The organism is Kribbella sp. NPDC006257, from assembly GCF_040613535.1.
Lineage (GTDB): Bacteria > Actinomycetota > Actinomycetes > Propionibacteriales > Kribbellaceae > Kribbella.
This window is the reverse complement of the sequence record NZ_JBEXSJ010000001.1, coordinates 167,328-189,477: the sequence shown is the minus strand read 5'-3', so window position 1 is coordinate 189,477 and position 22,150 is coordinate 167,328. Positions and strand designations below refer to the sequence as shown.

At 67.9% G+C, this 22,150-nt stretch carries 18 protein-coding genes; 2 read left to right on the top strand and 16 right to left on the bottom strand.

The window, feature by feature from the left end; genetic code table 11:
* Positions 1–89 precede the first annotated feature (89 nt).
* Complete coding sequence (locus ABZ004_RS00925; RefSeq protein WP_355677686.1) at positions 90–695, top strand: response regulator transcription factor; 606 nt, start codon at positions 90–92, stop codon at positions 693–695.
* A gap of 1 nt (position 696) precedes the next feature.
* Here ABZ004_RS00925 and ABZ004_RS00920 read toward each other — a convergent pair whose 3' ends face one another.
* The 8 genes from ABZ004_RS00920 to ABZ004_RS00885 form a co-directional block, all read right to left on the bottom strand.
* Positions 697–2,391: an ABC transporter ATP-binding protein gene (locus tag ABZ004_RS00920; protein ID WP_355677685.1), complete on the bottom strand. Its 1,695-nt coding sequence runs from the start codon at positions 2,389–2,391 to the stop codon at positions 697–699.
* The gene (locus tag ABZ004_RS00915) at positions 2,388–4,019 is read right to left on the bottom strand and encodes an ABC transporter ATP-binding protein (RefSeq protein ID WP_355677684.1); all 1,632 of its coding nucleotides are present in this window, start codon (positions 4,017–4,019) and stop codon (positions 2,388–2,390) included. The genes ABZ004_RS00920 and ABZ004_RS00915 overlap by 4 nt, the downstream gene beginning before the upstream one ends.
* A complete protein-coding gene (locus ABZ004_RS00910; protein ID WP_355677683.1) occupies positions 4,016–6,049 on the bottom strand; it encodes a prolyl oligopeptidase family serine peptidase in 2,034 nt (677 codons plus the stop codon). Before ABZ004_RS00910 ends, ABZ004_RS00915 begins: the two co-directional genes overlap by 4 nt.
* A gap of 66 nt (positions 6,050–6,115) precedes the next feature.
* Positions 6,116–6,250 carry a SapB/AmfS family lanthipeptide gene (locus tag ABZ004_RS00905; protein WP_355677682.1) on the bottom strand — a complete coding sequence of 45 codons (135 nt, stop codon included), beginning with the start codon at positions 6,248–6,250 and terminating at the stop codon, positions 6,116–6,118.
* Between the two features lie 5 nt (positions 6,251–6,255).
* A complete protein-coding gene (lanKC, locus tag ABZ004_RS00900; RefSeq protein ID WP_355677681.1) occupies positions 6,256–8,799 on the bottom strand; it encodes a class III lanthionine synthetase LanKC in 2,544 nt (847 codons plus the stop codon).
* Positions 8,800–8,950: 151 nt separating this feature from the next.
* Complete coding sequence (locus ABZ004_RS00895; protein ID WP_355677680.1) at positions 8,951–9,493, bottom strand: DUF305 domain-containing protein; 543 nt, start codon at positions 9,491–9,493, stop codon at positions 8,951–8,953.
* 75 nt (positions 9,494–9,568) lie between these two features.
* Entirely contained in the window at positions 9,569–10,819 is a 1,251-nt protein-coding gene (locus tag ABZ004_RS00890; RefSeq protein WP_355677679.1) for a DUF1996 domain-containing protein, read from the bottom strand.
* The gene (locus ABZ004_RS00885) at positions 10,816–12,597 is read right to left on the bottom strand and encodes a discoidin domain-containing protein (RefSeq protein WP_355677678.1); all 1,782 of its coding nucleotides are present in this window, start codon (positions 12,595–12,597) and stop codon (positions 10,816–10,818) included. The genes ABZ004_RS00890 and ABZ004_RS00885 overlap by 4 nt, the downstream gene beginning before the upstream one ends.
* A 181-nt stretch (positions 12,598–12,778) precedes the next feature.
* Here ABZ004_RS00885 and ABZ004_RS00880 point away from each other — a divergent pair, with 181 nt between their 5' ends.
* Complete coding sequence (locus tag ABZ004_RS00880; protein WP_355677677.1) at positions 12,779–13,774, top strand: LacI family DNA-binding transcriptional regulator; 996 nt, start codon at positions 12,779–12,781, stop codon at positions 13,772–13,774.
* Here the strand turns inward: ABZ004_RS00880 and ABZ004_RS00875 are convergent.
* From ABZ004_RS00875 to ABZ004_RS00840, 8 genes are all read right to left on the bottom strand, one after another.
* Positions 13,755–15,128: a nucleotide pyrophosphatase/phosphodiesterase family protein gene (locus ABZ004_RS00875; protein WP_355677676.1), complete on the bottom strand. Its 1,374-nt coding sequence runs from the start codon at positions 15,126–15,128 to the stop codon at positions 13,755–13,757. The two genes, ABZ004_RS00880 and ABZ004_RS00875, sit on opposite strands and share 20 nt — an antisense overlap.
* Positions 15,129–15,138: 10 nt before the next feature.
* Positions 15,139–16,284, bottom strand: a complete 1,146-nt coding sequence (gene eboE / locus ABZ004_RS00870) for a metabolite traffic protein EboE (protein WP_355677675.1) — start codon at positions 16,282–16,284, stop codon at positions 15,139–15,141.
* Complete coding sequence (locus ABZ004_RS00865; RefSeq protein ID WP_355677674.1) at positions 16,281–17,132, bottom strand: TatD family hydrolase; 852 nt, start codon at positions 17,130–17,132, stop codon at positions 16,281–16,283. The genes eboE and ABZ004_RS00865 overlap by 4 nt, the downstream gene beginning before the upstream one ends.
* A gap of 2 nt (positions 17,133–17,134) precedes the next feature.
* Entirely contained in the window at positions 17,135–17,704 is a 570-nt protein-coding gene (locus tag ABZ004_RS00860; RefSeq protein ID WP_355677673.1) for an EboA domain-containing protein, read from the bottom strand.
* Complete coding sequence (locus tag ABZ004_RS00855; protein ID WP_355677672.1) at positions 17,701–18,525, bottom strand: sugar phosphate isomerase/epimerase family protein; 825 nt, start codon at positions 18,523–18,525, stop codon at positions 17,701–17,703. The genes ABZ004_RS00860 and ABZ004_RS00855 overlap by 4 nt, the downstream gene beginning before the upstream one ends.
* Entirely contained in the window at positions 18,522–19,382 is an 861-nt protein-coding gene (locus ABZ004_RS00850; protein WP_355677671.1) for an SCO3242 family prenyltransferase, read from the bottom strand. The genes ABZ004_RS00855 and ABZ004_RS00850 overlap by 4 nt, the downstream gene beginning before the upstream one ends.
* Positions 19,376–20,605: an inositol-3-phosphate synthase gene (locus ABZ004_RS00845; protein ID WP_355677670.1), complete on the bottom strand. Its 1,230-nt coding sequence runs from the start codon at positions 20,603–20,605 to the stop codon at positions 19,376–19,378. The genes ABZ004_RS00850 and ABZ004_RS00845 overlap by 7 nt, the downstream gene beginning before the upstream one ends.
* A gap of 159 nt (positions 20,606–20,764) precedes the next feature.
* Complete coding sequence (locus ABZ004_RS00840; protein ID WP_355677669.1) at positions 20,765–22,087, bottom strand: YibE/F family protein; 1,323 nt, start codon at positions 22,085–22,087, stop codon at positions 20,765–20,767.
* Positions 22,088–22,150: the final 63 nt, after the last annotated feature.

Here is a 22,150-nt window from a genome sequence, read left to right as displayed (position 1 = left end):
GAGCAGCGACACTGGCGTGACCGATCCGGGTGGATCTCGCCGCAGTTCGGGACGAGTCCGCCGACCTTGTTCGGCAGGGGGCGACGCCGGTGATCCGAGTAGTTATCGGGCACCGCGGCAAGCTGGTGCGGGGAGCACTGGCCGCGGTGCTCAGCAGGGAGTCCGATCTGACCGTGGTGGCGGAGTTCGAGAGCGCGGACGAGATGCTCGAGGACACCGATGAGGGCCGGGAGGTGATCGTCCTCGATCCACTGCTGCCGGGTGAGATCGGGATGCTGGAACTGTGCGAACGGCTCGAAGACGAGGCCGTGCTGATGCTGATCGAGCAGGACCACGGCGGCTCGATGTCACTTGCGATGTCGGTCGTCAAACAGTCCCAGCGGGTAGGAGTGATCGGGACGGACATCTCACCCGAGGACCTGGTCGACGCGGTCCGTGAGCTGGCCGACGGGAAACCGGTGCTGGACGTCGGTCTGGCGATGGCGGCGCTGCGCGCCGATGCCTGTCCATTGACCGATCGGGAGCGCGAGGTGCTGCAGCTGATCGATACCGGGGCCACGGTGCAGGAGACCGCCCGCACCCTCAACCTGACCTCCGGAACGGTCCGCAACTACCTGTCCAGAGTTCTCGCCAAGACCGGCGCCCGCAGCCGCATCGAGGCAATCCGCAAAGCCCAGGAAAAGGGCTGGATCTGAGTCAGGCGAGGTGGCGTTCCCGGGCGGGAGCAGCCGCTGTCCAGTGGCCGACCAGGTCGGCGTACATGGGGCTGTCGGTGAGCAGAGTTTCGTGGCTGCCGAGGACGGCGTGGTTGCCGTCGAGGACCAGGATCCGGTGCGCGCGCAGGGCCGAGCTGACCCGGTGCGCGATCACGATCAGGCTGCCGGGCCGCGCCGCGAAGGCCTCCTCGGCGACCCGTTCGGCTTCGGGGTCGAGATGGCAGGTCGCCTCGTCAAGGACGGCCAGCGGTGCCGGCGACAGATAGGCGCGGACCAACGCGAGCAGCTGCCGCTCCCCCGCTGACAGTTCCGCCGGCCGGGCAGTCGCGGCGAGACCGCCCAACCGGCGTACCAAGGGACCGGCCCCCACGGCGTCGATCGCCGCGGCGAGTTCGCTCGACGTGACGTCGGGGTTGAGATACGTGAGGTTGTCGAGCACGGAAGCCGTGAAGACATAAGCCTGCTGAGGGATCAGCACCCGCGAGTCGGCCAGTTCCACCGGACGCAGAGCAGCCGGCGGTACGCCGCCCAGCAGAACGCTGCCCGCAGTCGGAGCCAGCAGACCGGTGACCAACCCGGCAAGGGTCGACTTGCCGATCCCGCTGGGCCCGACTACGGCGAGATGCTCGTTCTCCTCCACCACCAGGTCCAGATCACGCAGTACCGGCTCGGCGTCCGGCCCGTAGGCGAACGAAACCCCCTGCAGTCGCACCCGATGGCCTGCCGGAAGCTGCCCGACCAACCTGTACTGCGGGCGCTCGCTCCGGTCGAGGATCCGTCCCAAGGTGACCACGAATCGCAAACCAGCATTGCCGAGCGCGGACATCACCGTGTTGAGCGCGGGATGCAGTCCGACCAGCACGTAGGTCAACCCGCCCAGCAGCGTTCCTGTGCTGACACCCCGGCTCGCCAGCCAAGGCGCGGCAGCCAGCAGGACGAGCAACGGAAGCCAACCACCCAAAGCGAAACAGAGGGTCCGCAGTGCAGTGACCTTCGCGAGCGAACGCTCCGCCGCGGCCTGCCGTTCGATCGGTACGCCGACCAGGCCGGCCGCGAATCCCTCCGCCCCTACCGCGGTCAGATCCCGGACGCCGGCGAACGCACTACCGGCTGTGCTGGCGAGGTCCTCCTCGGCCTGCAGCGACGCCCGGACGCGGGCAGCGGCCAGACCGAGAATGCTCAGCGAGACCCCGAAACCGAGCAGGAACGGCGGCAGCACCAGCGCGGCGATCAACGGCGTCAGGGTCAGCAGACCGGCGACCACCCCGATGACGGTCACCACGAAACTCCGGGCGACCAGGATCAGCCCGGCGAAGGTGTCCCGGACGATCTCCACCTGGCGGTTGAGTCGTGCGACGGCTCCCTCGGAGTACGCCGTACGCAGCGCGCCCGACACCACCTCGCGGACCAGGTCGTCCCGCAGCGGTTCGACCAGTTCACCGAGCCGGCCGTACACACCGCGTGCTCCGATCGCGCCGAGCACCGCGGCAGCCAGCAAGGCGCCGAGCCAGCTCAGTCCTGCGACCGGACGCCCGCTCAGGAAGGCATCCGTGGCATGCGCGACGACAAGTCCGTAGCAGACGGTCGGCAGGATCTCCGGCACCGACCACGCCGCCAGCAACAGTGCTGGGCGGCGGCGGACCGCAGTCACGCCGTACCGCACCTCGCGCTTCATCCGAAGATCTCCTGGAATCCGGGCTGATCCCACAGCAGGCCAGGCGGTCCGGCCGCGCGGACCCGCCCGTGGTCCAGCCAGACCACCAGATCGGCCCGCGCCGCAGTCGCCGCCCGATGAGTGACGATCAGCCGGGTCCGGCGCCGCGGATCGTTCGTCAGGGTCCGGCTGATCTGTACCTCGGTCGCGGTGTCGAGGCTGGACGTCGCGTCGTCCAGGACGAGCAGCCGCTCGGCGGTCCATGCTCTGGCGAGGCCGAGCCGCTGAGCCTCGCCGCCGGACAGCGGTGCCGTTGCCAGCGGTGTCCGGTAGCCGTCGGGCATTCGCCGGACGAAGTCGTGCACCCGCGTCGCACGGGCTGCAGTGAGCAACTCAGCCGGGCCCGAACGGCCGACAGTGATCGCCTCGCCGACCGTCGACCCGACCAGCACGGGACGCTCGAACGCGCACTGCACCGCGGTCCGCAAGGCCTGCCTGCTCAGGGCTCCCAGAGGCACGCCGTCGAGCCGGACCTGACCTGCATCGGGGTCGCGGAGCCGCCCGGCCAGGGCGGCAAGCACGGACTTGCCGGCGCCGCTCGCTCCCACCACGGCGATCGTCGCGCCCCCTGGCAGATCGAGACTGACGTGGTCCAGCAGAACGTCGTCCGCGGCCCGGACGACGACCTCGTCGAAGGTCAACCGTCCCGGACCGGCCGGGAGGCGCAGTGATCCGTAGTCGATTGGCTGGACAGTCATCACCTCCGTGATCCGGACGATGCCCCCTCGGGCTCGGGCCAACTGACCGAGTACGCCGGTCAGGCCGCCCAGTCCCGCGCCGATCACGGCGTACTGCGCCGCGGCGAAGTACTCTCCCGGGGTGATCAGGTCGTGCACCAAGCGGATTCCACCGACTGCCAGGACCGCGATGAGCACGAGTGGTCCGACGATCGCAGCTTGTGCGCCGGACCGGCCGAGGACCCGCCAGGTCCGCAGACCCTGCTCGTGCAACTGCGGTAGCCGATCCAGGATCCGGCGCTCTTCCCGCTCCACGGTGCCGGCCGCTGTGATGGTTCGCAGGCCGGTCAGCGCCTCGGTGAGTGTCGCGGCGATCCGGCCCTGGGTCTGCTGATAGGCAAGGCTGATCTCGGCGGTACGGCGGGTGAAGATCCACAGTACGGCGACGACGAGCAGCACGCCGCCGAGGAAGGCGACTGCTAGCCAGGGGTCGATCAACAGCAGGAGGACCAGGCTGCCGATCGGCGGGACCGCCATCGCGACGGCTGTGATCGAGGCTTGTCCGGCCCGGCCCGCATCGGCGGCGCTACCCGACAAGCGGCTGACCAGGTCGCCGGTGTCGAAAGTGTCTCTAGGTCCCGAGGTGAGCACCCGCTCGACTAGCTGGTTCCGTAGCCAAGCCGTCCTCCCCGCGACCGCAGCCGTTCCCGCGATCACCTCGATGAGGTCGCAGGCGATGCCGACCGCGATCAAGGCGACCGCGATCAGCAACCAACGCTCCGGCCGGTCCTTGGTCGCCACCGCATCCACCGCCCGACCGAGCACGGATGGCAACGCGAGGACGGTCGCGCTGCCGAGCAACGCGGCAACCCCGACCGCCGGCAACCAGCCCCGCCCGGCTCCGGTGGTCATGGGGTGAGTCCGGTGTGGAATGCCAAGAAGGCTAGGAGGTCGGCGGCTAGTTCGGTGCCGCGGCCGGTCGCGCCGGGGAGGTGGCCGGCGTCCGGTTCGGATCTGAGCAGGACCGGCCTGCTCCTGCTCGCGTGTTGGAGCGCCGCGCACATCTTGCGGGCATGCATGGGGTCGACCCGGCTGTCGGCACCGAAGATCGTCAGCAGTACTGCTGGATAGTCGACCGGGCGAGATGCTTGCACGACGCGGTGGTACGGCGAGTAGGCGAGCAATGCGGACAGCTGCTCGGGGTCGTCGGACGAGCCGTATTCGCTCAGCCACGAGGCGCCGAGACCGGAGTGCTGGTAGCGGACCATGTCGAGCACCGGCGCGGAGCAGACGGCGGCGGCGAACAACTCAGGTCGCTGGGAGAGCGCCGCGCCGACCAGGAGACCGCCGTTGGATTCACCGCAGATGCCGAGCTGAGCGGGCGTCGTACGGCCGGTCGCGATCAACGTCTCCGCCGCCGCGAGGAAATCGTCGATGACGTTCTGCTTCGAGCCCAGCGTGCCGGCACGATGCCAGTCGCCACCCTGCTCGCCGCCACCCCGCACGTTCGCGGTCACGAACAGCCCGCCCGCCTCCACCCAGGCCAAGGCGAACGCCGAGTAGGCAGGCACCAACGACAACCCGAACCCCCCGTACCCGTAGAGAATCGTGGGCCTAGGCGACCCGCTCCCCGGAAGTCCCAGAACGGTCATCCGCAAGGCCGTCCCATCCGCCGAAAGGAAGTCGACGCCCTCGGCAACAACCGCCGGCACCGCGTGCGGCGCCGGCACGGGGTCGCGTGCCGGCACGGCGTTGCGCGCCGGTTCTCGGGTGAGTTCGCCGAGGAGGGTGGTGGCGGTCTCGCGGGTGACCTGGTGGGTGTGGGAGCTGTAGCGGTGGATGGTTGGTGGGGTGATGCTGTCGGTGTAGGTGAACCAGGCTTCGTGTCCGCCGTTGGGGCGGGTGGTGAGTTCGCTGAGGGAACCGGGCCCTGGGAGGGGGATCTGGTGCAGTGGTTCGCCGGTTCGCAGATCGTGGCTGGTGAGCTCGCTGATGGCGTGCCTGGTTCGGGCTACGAGGAGGACGTCGTCGAGGATCGCCAAGCCGCCAAGTGGGGCGTCAGGTTGTTCGGCGACTAGTTCGGTCCAGCGGTTCGGGCGCTCGGGATCAGCGACGCAGATCCGGCCGGACGGTGCGTCGAGAGTAGTGGCGAGGTACAGCCGGCCGTCGGGGCCGACAGTTGCCGCGGTGCGCGCCGGAAGACCCTGCTGCACCACCACCGGCATGAAGACCGGGCGTTCCAGGTCCACCAGCCACAGATCGTTGCGGTCGGCAACGGATACGGAGATGACGAGCCAGACCCCTTTCGCGCTGATCTCCAGCCCGTACGACGCTTCGCCGGCCAGCACCTGGACGTTCTCCGGGTGGCCGACCCGGTGCAGGCACAGGCGGTTCGCGCGGACGAAGTAGAAGGACCGGCTGTCGGCGCACCAGGCGACGGGCGAGTACCGGCACCGGGTGATCGGCTCCTCGGCGAGGGCGCCGGTGTCGACGTCGAGAATGCGCAGTACCGAATTCTCGTCGCCGCGGGAGATCTGGAACGCGACCAGCCGGCCGTCCGGCGACGGTTGCCAGCGATCGAGGGTGCTGTTGCCGGAGGCATCGAGATCAACTGGATCGACCAGGACCCGCGGCTCCGGGTCGGCCACGACGAGCACAGGGTGCTCCTGACCGGGGGTCCGCTGCACGAAGAAACGACGGCTACCGCGCCAGGTCGGCGTACCGGTGACGGTCACGTCGCTCAAGGCAGCGACCCGGGAGCGGAAATGGGAACGAGCGGGCAGCGCAAAGGCGTGGGTCAGCCACAGTTCGTCCTGGACCGCCTGCCAACTCTGGGTCCGTGGGTCGGCGGCATCCTCGAGCCAGCGGTAGGGGTCGGGGATCCGGTGGCCGTGCAGGGACTCGACGCCGGCCAGCCGCTCGGCATCCGGATAGTTGCGCATGGCCCCCCTTTTGCTGACTGGTCGGTCCCGGGCGGTTCAGGAGTGCCCGCCCGGGACCTACTGCGCCTAGTGGCAGAGCACCAGGCTGAGGTTGCTCGGCGTCTGGGACGCACATCCGAGGACGGTCAGCGTGCTGCCGCCGCCACCTCCACCGCCACCGCCGGTCGGGGCGTTGAGACCTTGCAGGTCGAGAAGAGCCATTGTGGTTACACCTCCTTTCCAGGTCCGAAGGGCTCGGGCGCCGGACGACGTCCGAGGAACGGGAGGCCCACCGGCTGCTCGTGCAGAGCCGCGCCGAGGGCGAGCAGGATGCCGGCCGAGCCGGTGGCCAGGTCCATGGAGAGCCGCAGCAACTGATTGCCGGGGAAGGCCAGGCCGTCGCCGTAGGAGAGGGCGTGCCAGGCGAATCCATCGATCAACTGGTCCTGGACGGCCGGCTCGAGTTGCGCCGCCGCCAGCAGCAGCCCGGCGCGCCCCATGAACAGTCCGGGCTGGACGAAGTACTCGCAATGGGTGACCTTGCGCAGCGGCTCCAGGGCTGCGGCGAGTTCGTCGTCAGGGCGATGCCGGAGATAGCGGTCGAGAACCATCGCGATCCCGACCGAGCCTTCTTCGAGGTAGGGCAGCGTGCGCCAGCCCTGGTCGACCTGCAGCATGCCGGGCTCGACCGTCGTACAGCGGCGCAGATCCTGTCGCAGCGCGATCCGGACGAGGTCGAGCAGGCCGGTGTCACCAAAGAGTTCGTAGGCGTGCAGGAACAGCAGTGCCGGACCGGATGAGCCGAACATCAGACCCGCCCGTGGCTTTCCCTCGCCACTGAGCCGGCCGACATCCTCGGGTCCGCCCAGCCGATCGGCCAGCTCGTCGACGATCCGGGTCGCGGCGGCGAGTGCGGCCGGCTGGGCGGCGAAGTCGAGCAGGGTGAGCCCGATCCCGGCCAGCCCGGCGTACAGGCCGAGTTCGCGGACGCCGACTGGTTGTGTCAGGCAACGATCCAGGATCTCGAGCGCGTCGGCGGGCCGGCCGAGCTCGGACAACACCAGCGCGATCCCGTGCAGACCGGCATACAGGCCGGGACCGATGGCTTGGTCGCGAGCCTGCCGGGCCAGCCAGTCCTCGTACGCCGGTACGCGGTCCGCGCCGCAGCGGGCAAGGGCGTAGAGCACGCCGGCCGCACCGTGCGCGAGGTTGACGCCACCGCCCGGCTCGAACTGCGCGATGTCCCCGGGGAACAGCCGATCCGTCCGCTCAGGAGTCGCACTCGCCACGATCGCCCTGACCACCGCCCCCCGCGCCTCCGCCCACGTCGCCCGTCCCGGCTGGGGTGCTTCGGTGGGGGTGGCGGGTCGGTTGCCGACGATGAGGTCGGCTGCGGCTTGCACTGTTTCCTTCGGGACCTGGAAGGTTTCGTGCACCAGGTCGGCCAGCTGGTAGGCCTTCTGCGGTTGGAGGGACAGCAACATGGTGGTCTGTGGAGCGAACAGGCCGAGGGTCAAGCAGGCCAGGGCATAGCGGTCGACGTCGACACCTTGCCGATCGCTGGGTGCCGCGTAACCAGGATGCGCCAGCGCCGAGCGAGCCTGCTCGGTCGCCAGCGTGGCCACCTCGAAGTCGATCAGCACCAACCGGCCGTCGCCGTCCACCAGCACGTTGCCCGGATGCAGGTCGTTGAACACCACGCCGCGACCGTGCAAGGCAGCCACCGCTTCCTCGATCCGGGCCAGCATCCCGAGCGCCCATTCGGCGTACGCCGCCCGGTCGGCCGGCTGCGAATCCGGCCTGGTCAGCGGGTAGCGCTGCACGATCAGCCGCTGCAGCGGGTTGGAGTCGACGAACTCCTGCACCAGGAAGTGATGCTCCCCCAGCACCAGGTAGTCGTGCACGGCCGGTACGACGTCCAGGCCCGCCAGCCGTTCGAGGATGTCGCGTTCGTGACCGACCCTGGTCACCGCGTCCCGGCCGAGGACGTCGAGGCCGGCCAGCGGGCGTCCTTCCTTCAGCACCACCTTGCGCTCGGTGTCGCGGTGATGGCCGAGATAGACACCACCGCCGTTCGAGAACTGGATGACGTTCTCGATCACGTAGTCCAGGCCGTCGACCCGGATCGCGTTCCGGGCCTGCAGATGCGGCTCGAGGAAGGGCGGCAGGGTGACCCAGGGCGGCACCGCGAAGGTGGCACCGCGAACGTCCGGGACCAGCCGGCCGTCGGCATCGGCGAGGGCATACACGCGCTCCCCGCTCTCGGAGAGGCAGTACCGGGTGGCGAACGCGCCGTACCGGACGAAGAGCGGGCCGGCCGAGTAGCGCAGGTCGCTCAGGATGTACGGGCCCTGGATTCCGTCCAGGAGTCCGTCGAGTTCCTTCAGCACGAGTTCGAGTTGCGTCTCGTCGACCGGATAGATCGTGATCAGCTTGCCGCTCGAGCCACGGAAGGCCGACTTGGAGTTGAACATCACCTGGACCGGCCGGCTCCGCAGGAACTTGAAGGCCAGCCCGCGCGGAACGCAGTACTCCCAGACCGTTGCGATCGCCTGCTCGGCGTCGTCGAGGCCGGCCGAGACGTGGATCTTCCAGCCCTGCTGTGGAAGGCCGGCGTCCACCGGCGCGTAGTTCATCCAGACGTCGCCTGACTGGTGCTGCCAGCCCGCCGGAACAGTTCTGCCGCACGCAGCGAAGTCGGTCGCACCACGGTCGGCCGGGAGGTCGTAGAACAGCCGGTCTGCCAAGCAGTACAGCTCGTACTGTTCCATCCCGACCTCCTCATGTGATGAACCGTCCGTCACATGGTGTGGTCGGAAAACCGCGGCGCGTAGTGTCTGGCGTCATCGGCGAGAGGTGAGAAACGCACCTGCTACGGCTGCGTAAATCGCTGCCCGCCGTATCAAGCAAGCCTTTGATCGGTCACAACGTCGCGAGCCGGCGGAGCTGGCCGGCTCTGGTCTGTTCGATCGACGCGGCGAGCTTCTTGACGGCCGGCTCCTGCCCGGCGGTTCGGATGCTGCGGGCAACAATGATCGACTGTTCCAGGTTCTCTTTCAGGTTCTTCTCGAGGAGCTGGTCGTAGGCAGAGCCTTTGGTGTTGCTGAGGGCAAGTACTTCGGGTTCGGTCATCATGCCGGGCATGTCGTGGCCCTCGTGCTGGTTGGTGGTGGGGGCCTTGGCGCGGGTTCGGAGGGCGATGAGCTGGGCCACTTCTGACTTGTGGCCGGCAGCAAGGGTCGTGGCGAAGGTGCGGAGGGCTGGGGTGGTGGCTTGATGGGAGGCGGTGGCCAGGACGCGGAGGAGCTGTTCGTCCATCGGGATCATGAGTTCGATCCAGGCCAGGTCGGTGGCGTTGAAGGACGGGTCGGTCTGCACTACGGCGCTTGGGGATGGGGTCGCGGAGGTGCCGCAGGCGGTGAGTGGAGCTGCTAGGAGTAGGACGGCTACTGCTAGAGCTTTCATCGGCGGACTCCTTCGCAAAGGCAAGAGTGCCGGGCGGGTTCTGGGACGAGAACCCGCCCGGCGGATCAGGGCAGCCTACGGATGACCGTTGGCTCCGCATTTGATGATCGGACGGATGCAGTCGTTGACGCGGCGTTCCATCTCGGCCGGCGGCCAAGCGTTGAAGAAGTCGCCATGCATCGTGAACCCACCACCGGAAGCGAGCCGGAAGCCGGCGGTCGGGCCGTTGACCGGGTAGCGCAGCACCTGACGGAGCTTCGGGACCGGGATCGGGTGGCTGGCCGGGCACTCGCCGTTGACCGGGTAGGACATGTGGCTCTTGTGGTCGGGCGAGTCCAGGTCGCGGCCGTTCCAGCATTGCGGGAAGTCCAGGTAGGACTCCAGCATCGAGCCGGGCGGGCAGTTGATGAAGTCGTGCCCGGCACCGGCGTCATCGGCGTTCAGACACGACCAGCGGGAGATGGTGTTGTCGTTGGGTCCGGTCGCCTTCGCGTTGCCGGCCACGATCCGCAGCCCGAACGGCAGCGGCTGGGTCGTCGCGATCACGTCGTCGCGAACACCTTCGCCCAGGTAGTAGAAGGTGGTCCCGGTCGGCTCGACCGGCTGGTCGTTGACGTACAGGGTCGGCACCCAGTACGACGACTTGTCCTCGGCCGGGTTGCACGACGTCGGCGAGTTGACCAGATCCTGCACGGTCGTGTTCGCGTTCGTCACGGTCGCACCGAAGAAGCTGTGCATGTGCGACGCACCGGGCAGGTTGGGGAACACGATCGGGTCGTCCGGCAGCCGATGGGTGTACGCGCAATCAGCGAGGAACTCGGCGACGCGGACGATCGGCCCACTCGCAGAACCACCGAAGACCTGGAACTCGAACAAGGAGGCGCCCCATTGGGTCGCCCGCTGGGTGGCCAGCACCCGGACATAGCGACCGTTGCCATTGACAACAAGACTCTGCTCTCCCCCGGCACCGGTCGTGGTCGAGTAGACATCAGCCCACTGGTTGCCGTCGTTTGAGGCCTGGATCTTGAAGCCACTGGCGTAGGCGGCCTCCCAGCGCAGCAGCACCCGGCTGAAGGCTTGAGGAGAACCGAGGTCGATCCGGAGCCACTGGTTGTCGGCGAAGCTGCTCGCCCAGCGGGTGCCGTTGTCGCCATCGACGGCGGCCGCGGCCGGGAAGGCGGCGCTCTCGACCGATGAGGCGAGCGTCGGACGCCCTTGGGACAACAGGGTTTCAGCGGCCTGCGCCGGCTGACCGGTGCTCACCAGGTAGGCACCGAACAGCGCGAGCAATGTCGTGAGCAAGATGGCGAACCGCGAGCCCCTCATCGGTAGACCCGCACGTAGTCGACGAGCATCCGGGACGGGAACGGCGTCGCCGAGTTCGGCGGGCCGGGGAAGTCGCCACCGACGGCCAGGTTCAGGATCAGGTAGAACGGGTGGTCGTAGATCCACGGCCCACGCGTCGCCTCGAGCTGAGCCTTGTCGACGGTGAAGACCGTCGTACCGTCGACCTGGTAGGTGATGCCGGTGGAGTTCCAGAGCATCGTCCAGGTGTGGAAGTCGTTCGCGAAGTCCGCCCCACCCGGCAGGCCGTACGAACCGCCGTACCCGCCGGCGCCGTTGTACGCCGGGGCGTGCAGCGTCGAGTAACCCTTGGTGGTCTCGCGGCCGAGGATCTCCATGATGTCGATCTCGCCGTTGTACGGCCACGGGCGACCGGTCAGGAAGTCCGAGCCCATCATCCAGAACGCGGGCCAGAAGCCGTTGCCCTTGGGCACCTTGATCCGGGCCTCGATCTTGCCGTACGTCGTGTCGAACTTCGTGCCGGTGTTGATCCGCGCCGACGTGTACTGGCACGTCCCGCTGCCACTCACCGGGTCGATCGGGCAGGCCGAACCAGGTGTCACCTCACGACGAGCCTCCAGGACGAGATTGCCCTGGCCGTCGGTCTGGATGTTGTTGTTGTTCGTGTAGACCTGCAGCTCGCCGTTCTGGCCGTTGCCGGGATCGGCCCGCCACTTGTTCGCGTCCGGCTTCGCACCGGCCGCGGTATTGAACTCGTCCGACCAGATCAGCCGCGGTGGGTTCGCCGGATCGGCCGGCGGCGTCGGTGGCGTGTTCGGTGCACCGCCGGTGCCGTAGACCTGGAACTCCCACAGCGAGTACCCGTACGGCGTATTGCGCTGCGTCCCGTACATCCGCACGTAGCGTCCGGACCCGGTGATGTTCAGCGTCTCCTTGAACCCGGGACCGGTCGTCGACGTGTAGATCGGCGACCAGTTGTTCGCGTCGTTGGAGACCTGGATCTGGTACGACTTCGCCGAGGCGGGATCCCATTGCAGGATCACCTTGTCGATCTGGGCGGTCGCGCCGAGGTCGACGTAGATCCAGCCCGGGTCGACCCAGCCGACGTCGGTCGCGGTCGCCCAGCGGCTGGCCGGGTCGAGGTCGAAAGCCCTGGCCGGCGTGCATTCGAAGCAGTTGCCGTCACTCTGCTGCGTCGAGGCGAAGCCGGGCTTGTTGTACGACAGGAGCTTGCTGGTCGGACCGGGGCCCGTTCCTCCCGTAGTACCGAAGACTTTGAACTCCCAGAGGGAATAGCCCCATTGGGTGGCGCGCTGCGTGCCGAGCAGGCGTACGTAGCGACCGGAGCCGGTGACATTCAGGGTCTGGTTGCCACCGGTGCTGGTGGTGGTGCTGTAGATCGAGGACCAGTTGTTGCCGTCCGCGGAGGTCTGCAGCTGAAAGGCCGTCGCGTACGCCGCCTCCCAGCTGAGCTGGATCTGGCTGACCGTGGCGGTCTGACCGAGGTCGATCCGAATCCACTGCGGATCGGTGAAAGCGCTCGACCAGCGGGTGCCGGGGTCACCGTCGACGGCCGAGGTCGCGGGGAACGCGACGTTCTCGGCCGAGGACGCGGTGACCGGCTTGCCTTGGGACAGCAACGAGTCGGCCGCGTTGGCGGACGGGCTGACGAGGAGCGCGGCGACGAAGCTGATCGCGACGGCGAGGAGGGTGGCGGCCTGGATACGTCTGGGCCGGCGGGACGGGTGGAGTGCTGAACCGGGCGGTCGGTGGGCAGGGGGCGGGGAATGCTGCTGCATGGGCATCTCCAGGGCGGGCGGGAAAGTAAGGCGGGGGAACGTTCCCTAAGCCTGAGAGTTGCGTGCTGAGGGAACGGTGTCAAGACCTCGTCACGATCCGGCGGCAACCTTGCGGAGCCTTGACAAGGTTCCGGAACCGCCGCGATGCTCATGCCTGGGACACCTATCGGAGGGGGCACGCGTGCGACGTCCGACCCTGCATGCCGTCGCGGCCCGGGCCGGGGTGTCGAAGTCCAGCGTGTCCCGGGTGATCAACGGCGAACCCACTGTCGCTCCGGAGATCCGGCAGATCGTGATGGCCGCCGTCACCGAGCTCGGCTACGTGCCGAACGGCGCGGCCCGCAACCTGGTCACCCAGAAGACCAACACCATCGCGATCATCGTCTCGGACCCGCCGGCCGGGCTGGCCTCCGACGACCCGATGTTCGCGATGGTCGTCCGCGCCGCCTCCCGCGAGCTCGAGGCAGCCGGCAAGCAGGTCTCACTCGTGCTGGCGGGCTCCGACGAGAGCCGCCGTCGCGTCGAGCAGTACCTGGCGGCCGGTCATGTCGACGGCGCCATGCTCGTCTCGATGGACGGCGCCGACCCGCTCCCCGCAGCACTGGCCCGCACCGGGTTGCCCGTCGTGTCGCATGGCCGGCTGGCGTCGCCCGGGCTGATGCCGTACGTCGACAACGACAACATCGGCGGCGCGACGACGGCCGTCCAGCACCTGCTCGACCAGGGGCGGAAGCGGATCGCGACCATCTCCGGGCCGTTGGACATGACTGCCGCGCAGGACCGCCTCACGGCGTACCGGCAGGCGTTGCAGGGAACCGGGCGGCGGTCGATCGTTGCCCTCGGCGACTTCACCCGGATCTCCGGAGCGGAGGCGATGCGGCAACTGCTGGACGACGATCCGCAGCTCGACGCGGTGTTCGCGGCGAACGATCTGATGGCGATCGGAGCGCTGCGGACACTGCGTGAAGCCGGTCGGCGGGTGCCGGACGACGTTGCCGTGGTCGGGTTCGACGACATCGAGGCCGCGCTCTACACCGCTCCCCCACTGACCACGGTCCGCAGCCCGATGGGCGAGCAGGCGGCCGGCACCACCCGCCTGCTGCTCGAACTCCTTGCCAACGGCAACGCCGATTCGGTCATCCTGCCGACCGAGCTGGTCATTCGGGAATCAGCTTAGAAGCCTTCAAGAGAAGATCCCGTACTGCGGTTGACGCGACTGATCCTTCGGGGGCGAGAGTTGGATCCGAGCTGAGGAAGACCGGGCCGTCTTCGGTCGAGGCGGGCAGGCGGCCGTGGGAGCCGCGGACGATCGACGGGTCTAGCGGGACCACCTGCATCGCGTAGCGGAGGCCGACCTTCTTGCGCAGCAGGTACGACGCGGCTCGGGGCTTGACGAAGCGGTCGGCAGGGTCGAAGAACAGTTCGGCGGGGTCGTAGCCGGGCTTGCGGTGGATCTCCACGCCTCTTGCGAAGTCTGGGGCTTTTTGGTCGTCCAGCCAGTAGTAGTAGGTGAACCACGAGTCGGCTTCGGCGACAGCGACCAGTTCACCGGCGCGTTCGTGGTCGAGGCCGTGCGCCTTCTTGCCTTCGGCGTCGAGCACTTCGGCGACCCCGTCGATGCCTTGGAGAAGCTTGCTCACGGCATCGAGGTCGGCGGGATTCTTCACGTAGACATGGGCGATCTGGTGATCCGCGACCGCGAAGGCTCTCGAGGTCCACGGGTCGAGGTACTCCATCCCGTCCTGCGTGTGGACTTCGAGGAGACCTTCGCTGCGGAGTACGCGATTGATGTCTACCGGCTTCTCGACATCGGTGATGCCGTACTCCGAGAGCACGATCACGGTCGCGCCGCGGGCCTCGGCGTCGTCGAGGAGCGGTGCGAGGACGGCGTCGAGTTCGATCGCGGCACGGGTCGCCTGGACCGACGACGCGCCGTACCGCTGGAGGTCGTAGTCGAGGTGTGGGATGTAGGTCAGCAACAGGTCGGGGTTGTCCTCGGCAAGGATCTGGCGCGATGCGGCAACGATCCACTTGCTCGATTTGATGCTTGCTGTCGGCCCCCAATAGTTGAACAGGGGAAAGGATCCGAGCTTCGTCGTCAACCGGTCGTGCAGCTCGACCGGTCGGGTGTAGCAGTCGGGAGCCTTGCGGCCGTCGGCGTAGTAGATCGGGCGCGGGGTGACGAGCAGGTCCGTCTCGGCGCCCATCGCGTACCACCAGCAGACGTTCGCCACCTTGTACTGCGGGTTGCTGCGGCGCGCGATGTCCCAGAGCTTCTCCCCTTGCACCAACTGGTTGTGTTGACGCCAGAGGAAGACTTCGCCGAGATCCCGGAAGTACCAGCCGTTGCCGACGATGCCGTGGTCGGTCGGCAACTTGCCGGTGAGAAAGGTCGCCTGGGCTGAACAGGTGACCGCGGGAAGGACCGCTCCGAGTTCACGGGACAGCGGGAGGGACCGGAGCCGTGGCATCTTCCGGAGCAACCGCGGGGTGAGACCGACGACGTCGATCACTACTACCTGCTGTGTCATCGGTTCTCCTTCAGAGTGGGGTCAGGCCGAGGTTGACCAGGCGGTCGCGGAGCCAGCTGAGTTCGTCGGCTATTCCTTCGGCCAGTTCCTCCTGGCCTTTGGGGGCCTTGGGGAGGACGGACCAGGTGTAGGTCTCCGACTCGAGGTGGTGCGTGAGCGGGTGCGGACCTCCGACCAGGTGCTGCAGGCTCTCCTCGAGGACGTCCGTCGTGCTGGTCAGCGGCGGTCGCGGCGCGGCGTGCACGGGGACGTGGAAGTGGACCCGCCACGACGCGTGGCCGGACAGCTCTCTGATGAGATCCAGGTTGTCGACACCCGGTCCGCCGTACTCGCGCGTCTGGTGCAGGAACTTGGGTTCGGCGAACTCGGCCAGCAGTTCGCGCGCCTTCGGATCCCACGGCTCGGCGACGTGCAAGGCGGCCGAGACCTGGCTCTTCACGATCGGCACCTTGGCGTCGGCCAGCACGGCGAACGACTTGGCCGGCTCTTCGAACTGGACCGCCAGGTGGCAGGTGTCCAAGCAGATCCCGACTGCGCCTACCTCGGCGTACGGGATGAGCCAGTTGGCAGCCTGGTCGACCATCTCGAGGACGCAGCCGGGTTCCGGTTCGACGGCGACGCGGATCTGGCGGCCCGTTCTCGTCCGGATCAGGGCGAGCTGGTCGTCGAGTTTGTCGAACGCCTGGCGCGCCTCGGCGTCGCGGCTGCGGGTCCACGGCGTGCGCCAGGCGAGTGGCAGCGTCGAGATCGATCCGTACGCCGCGTCCGCGGGCATCAGTTCGCTCAGCACCTTGACGAGGTCGAGCATGTAGCGCAGGCGCGCCGGCTCGGTCCAATCCGGCTGGTACACCTTCTTGCCGACGACGCGGTCGTGGAACCCGGCGTACGGGAAGCCGTTAAGGGTGACGACCTCCAGCCCGTTCCGGTCGAGGACCCGGGCGAGCCTGCCGAGGGCGACCGGCGAGTTGGCCAATCGCTCCGCGAGGGTGTTCGCGAGCCAGAGGCCGACGCCGAGGACCGGGACCTTCAGGTGTTTGCGGACGAGGGCGGAGCAGCCTTCGAGTTGGGCGATCACGCCTTCGAGGTCTTCAGCCGGGTGGACGTTGGTGCAGTACGCGAGATGGACGATCGAGCCGTCGGGATGCCGGAACCTCATGACCGTGCTCCGCGCAGGATCGAGTTCCCCTCGAAGGTCTCCGCTGCCTCGGTCGCTGCCAGGTCGAGCCGGCCGGACTGGCCGTAGAAGGCGACCGGGTTGCGCCAGAGCACCTGGTCGATATCATCGGCCGTGAAGCCGGCCGCGAGCATCGCCTGGCCGGTCGCGTACGTGCGCAGCGGATCGGACTTGCCCCAGTCGGCCGCCGAGTTGACCAGGATCCGCTCGGTCCCGAACTGCTGCAGGATCACCACCATCCGGTCCGGATCCATCTTCGTGTCCGGGTAGATCGAGAAGCCCATCCAGCAGCCGGAATCGGCGACCTCCTTGACGGTCACCTCGTTCAGGTGATCGACCACGACGAGCTCGGGCGCGAGCCCTGCCTCCTTCACCACGTCGAGCGTGCGGGTGGTGCCGGCCGCCTTGTCCCGATGTGGTGTGTGGACGAGCACGGGCAGCTCGAACCGCTTGGCGAGCTCCAGTTGCGCGGCGAACACCTCGTCCTCGGCCGGCGTCATCGAGTCGTACCCGACCTCGCCGACCGCGACCACACCGTCCTTCGCGAGGTATCGCGGCAGGATGTCGAGGACGCCCCGGCAGCGTGGGTCGTTGGCCTCCTTCGGGTTCAGCGCGATCGTGCAGTGGTGCTTGATCCCGTACTGCGAGGCGCGGAACGGTTCCCAGCCGATGAGCGAGTCGAAGTAGTCCTCGAACGAGCCGACACTCGTCCGCGGTTGGCCCAGCCAGAACGCGGGCTCGACCAACGCCTGGACGCCGTGCGCGGCCATCGCGGCGTAGTCGTCCGTGGTTCGCGAACTCATGTGGATGTGGGGATCGAAGATGCGCATGGTCAGACACCTCTCCTGGGCGGGGATGCGGTGAGGTACTGCTCGAGGTCTTTCGGGATCTCCCGGCCGGCGGCGGCGCGCTCGGCGGCGAAGTCGGTCATCATCCGGATCAACTCGTCGTCGACTCGGGCCGGGAGTCCGTCGACCTTCTCCAGTGGAACACCTGCGAAAACACACTTCAGCACAGCCTGCCTGAAGCTTGCCTGCGGCAACCAGGTTGTCGCGTAGGGCCCGAGCGCTGCCGCCAGCAACCGCTGGTCGTTGGTGCGAATCGCGTCCTCGACAATTGTCAGGGCTTGATCTTTGAGGTCTTTTGAGACCTCGTCCAGCGACAGTGCTTGCAGGACAGCTTGCTTCTCGTCGGCATCGCCATACCGATAGACCAGCTGCACTTCGTCGGCGGGCACGCCGATAAGCAGCAGTGCGCGAACTGCCTGGTCCGTGGTCCATCCGGGACCGAGCGGCTCGCGACCGACCTTGCGGGCAACGGCAGGGAAGACCTCGGCGAGCGGTTGCTTACGGGCCTCGGCTAACCAGGCTTCAGTGTCGGGAGAGAGTTCAAAGCCGGTCATGAGGAGAACCTTCGGAGGAAGGTGAGGGAGTCGCGGGCGGTAGTGGGGGCGGAGTGGGAGTGGCGTGGGAGTTCAACAGCTACTAGGCCGGCGTACTGGATGTCGGTGAGAGCTTGGAAGACTGCGGTGAAGTCGACCTCGCCGGTGCCGAACTCCAGGTGTTCGTGGATGCCTCGGCGCATGTCGTCGATCTGGACGTTGACCAAGTAGGGGGCGCCGGTGGCGATGCAGGCGGCTGGGGGTTGTGGTTCGTTGCAGACCAGGTGGCCGATGTCGAGAGTCAGGCCGAGGACGCTGCTGCCCACGTCCGCTTGGAGTTTGAGGTAGGCGGCGAGGTCGTCGACGAGCATGCCTGGTTCTGGTTCCAGGCCGAGCTGGACGCCTCGGTCGGCGGCGTACACGACGAGTTGACTGCAGTTCGCGACCAATCGTTGCCAGCCGAGATCGGGCGAGACGTCTGCTGGCAGTATGCCCGACCAGAACGAGACGGCATCGGCGCCGAGGTCGGCGGCGACATCGATCGCCCTTTCCAGCAAGGCGATCCGCCACTCCGCACCGTCGGTGTGCAACAACGTCGGCTCGTGCTTGCGCACCGGGTCGAGAATGTACCGCGCCCCCGTCTCGATCACCACACTCAGCCCGTACTGCGTGAGTAGGCGACCCACCTCCGCCGTACGCTCCCGCAGGTCGGTACCGAACGGGTCGAGGTGGTTGTGGTCGAGCGTCAAGGCGACCCCGTCGTACCCGAGGTCCGCGAGCACCGCCAGCGCATCAGGCAACCGATGATTCGCGAACCCGTTCGTCCCGTATCCGAGCCTCATGTCGGCGACACCTTCCGAGCCAACCTCTTCGCCAGTGGCAACGCCACAACCAGAGCAGCACCCAACCGCGGTGCACCCCCGCGCGCACACCAGGCGGCTTGCAATGGCACCAACCCATGAATCCCAGCCCCCACGGCTTTCCGCAACCTCGGCCCAGTCGGCTCCTGCGCCGCAGCAAACTGCGCAGGCCCCACCGCGCGAGCAAACAACCCTGCGAGAGCCGTGGTCACGACCCCGGCGGCGCGGGAGGTGCTGCCGATGGCTGCGGCAGCTGTTGAGGTGGTGATGGCGGCGGTGGCGAGCAGGGCGGAGCGTGGTGGGAGTGGGGTGCTGCCGTGGACTTCGCCGCGGGACATGGCTGTTACGCCGAGGATGTGGGTGCCTACTGCTAGGGCGGGAGCCCAGGCTGCTCGGCGGTTGTTGCCTGCGCCAACCAGTACGTCGAGGCAGCGGGCGGCTGCCATAAAGGCTGGGCCGGCTGGGGTGTTCTTGGCTCCCAGGTCGTAGGTCCAGGCAGTGGCGGCGAGGAGTGCCGACGTACGGAAGGCTGCGCTGCCTCCTGTTGCTGCTGCTAGGGCTAGGCCGGCTGTGGTTAAGCCTGTTGCTAGACCGAGAGCGGCGCGTGGGGTGACGCGGCCAGAGGGGATCGGGCGTTCGGGGCGTTCGACGGCGTCCACCTCGCGGTCGGCCCAGTCGTTCAGCGCCATGCCCGCCCAGTAGATGCAGATCGACGATGCCGAGAGACCTACCAGGCGCGCTGGTCGTCCGTTGCCTGAAGCAACAGCTCCGGCGAGGACGTCGCCGGGGACCGTGAGGGCGGCGGGCGCGCGGACCAGCTCGGCCAGATCCTTCAGCATGAGCGCACCCAGTCGACTAGGGCGTCGTACTGCCTGAGAAGGGAGTGTTCGGTGGACTCGATGGGGTCCTTGAAGTAGAAACCGAGGAACGGCATCGCGCCGACGTGGTTGCGGTCGAGGGCGAGGGCGGAGAGCCGGGCGAGATCGAGTACGAGCGGAGCGGCGAGGGCTGAGTCGCAGCCTTGCCAGGTGAACTGGAGGGTCATCCGTACGCCGAGGAAGCCGGAGAACATCACGTGATCCCAGGCGGTCTTCCAGTCGCCCATCTGGTCGACGTAATCGATGTGCACTTCGCCGGGGATGTCGCCGAGGAGCTCGGACAGGCCGCGTTCCTTGGAGATGCTCTTCGACTCGGCTGCGCGCGGGTCCGCGAGAGTTGCGCCGTCGCCACCGCCGAGGAGATTCGTGCCTGACCAGGCGTGGACGGGGAGCGCCCGGGATGTGAACATCGGCGCCAGCACGCTCTTCACCAGGGTCTCGCCGGTCTTCGCATCCTGCCCGCCGTACGGCATCCCCTTCTCCACGGCCCACTCCCGCACAGCCTTGGGGCGGATCGAGGTCGACGGCGTGAAGTCCACATACGCAGCCCCCGCCTCGAACGCCCCCAACGCAGCCAAACTGCTGGCGGGCAGGACGTCCCCGGTTCGCTCGCCGACCGGGTCGGTGCCGGCGACCGAGGCAGAGCCGTCCGAAGAACTGGCGGGGATGGAGGAGATCGCGGCCCGAGCGGCGGAGGTGATCGGGCGGCGGAGCGTCGTACGGAGGGTTTGTAGGTCTGTGTGCGCGGGGTGGGGTGGGGCTGGGGGTTCGGTGGAGGCGAGGTTGATGGCTACTACTTGGTGGAGGTTGTTGCGGCGGCGGAAGGCCTGGATGTCTTCGGCGATGTGGTGGAGGCCGTTGTGCGGAGTGCCGCCTTCGGGAAGGAGTGTGATGTTGCGTTCTGCTTCGGCGAGGTCTGCGGCGATGAGGGCAGGCAGGCCGGGTGGCAGCACTCCGCCGGCGACGAGGCGTTCGACCTGTTTGGTGAGCGGGGTGTCGACGACGTCGTGACCGCCGAAGACCAGGTGGTCGGTCGGCACCAGGCCGGCGCCGGCGAAGTCGGGCAGCTCCGTCACGAGGCCGGCCGGTGGGGCGCCGTGACGCAACGCGGCGGCTCCGGCGATGGTCGTGCTGGCGACCGATCCCCTGGCCCCGAACAACCAGACCCCAACGCGACGTCGCATCCGTTGCTCCTCACGATCAACGGCCACGGAAGGTAATCTTGGGCAGACATTCCGTGACTGCGGGAACTTTAGATCGACGTCCGACCTCTTGGGAAGAACTCACGGACAGATTCCGGGAATATCCGGACAGTTTCCGCGCAAACTCCGAACCGTGGCGAACTATGCCTCGACGGAAGAATCTCCTGTGCCACCAAGGTGTTCGGCTTCGGCCACCAGGTCGCGGGACCGATCGGCGACAGCCATTGCGGCCAGCGCCGTCGTCAACGGGACGGCCGCGATGATCCCCAGGCTTCCGACCAGACCTCGGACCACTTCCACCGCGACGATCTCGGTCGTCACCACATAACCACTCGACACCCCGCCGATCGCGAAGACCATCAGCAGCGGCAGCGCGGCCCCGGCGTACGCCAGCACCAGCGTGTTCACCACCGAGGCGACGTGCGCACGCCCGATCCGCAGCCCCGCACCGATCAGCGCGGACCGGCTCGCCGACGGGTTGGCGGCCGACAGCTCCCAGACAGCGCTCGCCTGAGTGACGGTCACGTCATCCAGTACGCCGAGCGCGCCGATCACGATCCCGGCGACGAGCACCCCGGACAGGTCGATCCCCGGCACCAGCCCCTTGATCTGCGACGCGCCGTCACTCGCCAGACCACTGAACGCACTGACCTTGACGAAGAACCAGCCGAGGAAGGCGGTCAGCGCGAGCGCGGAGATCGTCCCCGCCAGCGCGACCGAGGATTGGGCATTCACCCCATGAGTGAGGAAGAGTGCGATGACCATGATCACCGAGCCGCCGACCACCGCGACCAGCAGCGGATTCGACCCCTTCACGATCGCCGGCAGGATGAACTGGGTCAGCGTCACCGCCGTCACGCCGAGCGCGATCAGCGCCGACACACCCCGCCACCGGGACAGCGCGATCACCGCCACGGCGAAGATGCCCGCGAGCCAGAGCAACGGCACCTTCCGGTCGTGATCCACATAGTCGTAGCGGGTATTGATGGGGTCGCCCGGCTTCACGTTCAGCAGCAGGTGATTGCCGACCTTGACCGGAAGCGCCACCTGGGTGGCCTTCGGCACCTGAACCGGCACGTCCAGGCCCTTGTCGTTCAGTCCGGGTGTATCGGTCAGATGGACGGTCGCCTCGTCGCAGTCGGCCGGGGTCTCCGGGCACGGCACCAACTTCGTCACCGTGCCGCGCGCGCCCTGCTGCTGGGCCGCCGGGACCTTCAGGTCGGCGCCCGGCCACAGGACGATCATCGCGATCACCGCGGCCAGGATCAGCGGGACCAGGAACGCGGCCACCACGATCCGCACCCGCCGCGCCACGATCGCGTCCGAATCCACCACCGAGGTATCGACCACGTGCTCGCCCGACGAGTGGCCGTGGCCATGGCCGTGGCCCGGCGGAATGTCGATCCGGCCGCGGCGGTTCGGCTTACTGTCGGCCCGCCTGCGCCCTACGTTCCGCCTCGGCATCCGTCCAACCTTCCACTGTCGACGACAGGATTCTTCCCTGTTTTGACAACCATCCCCAATTAA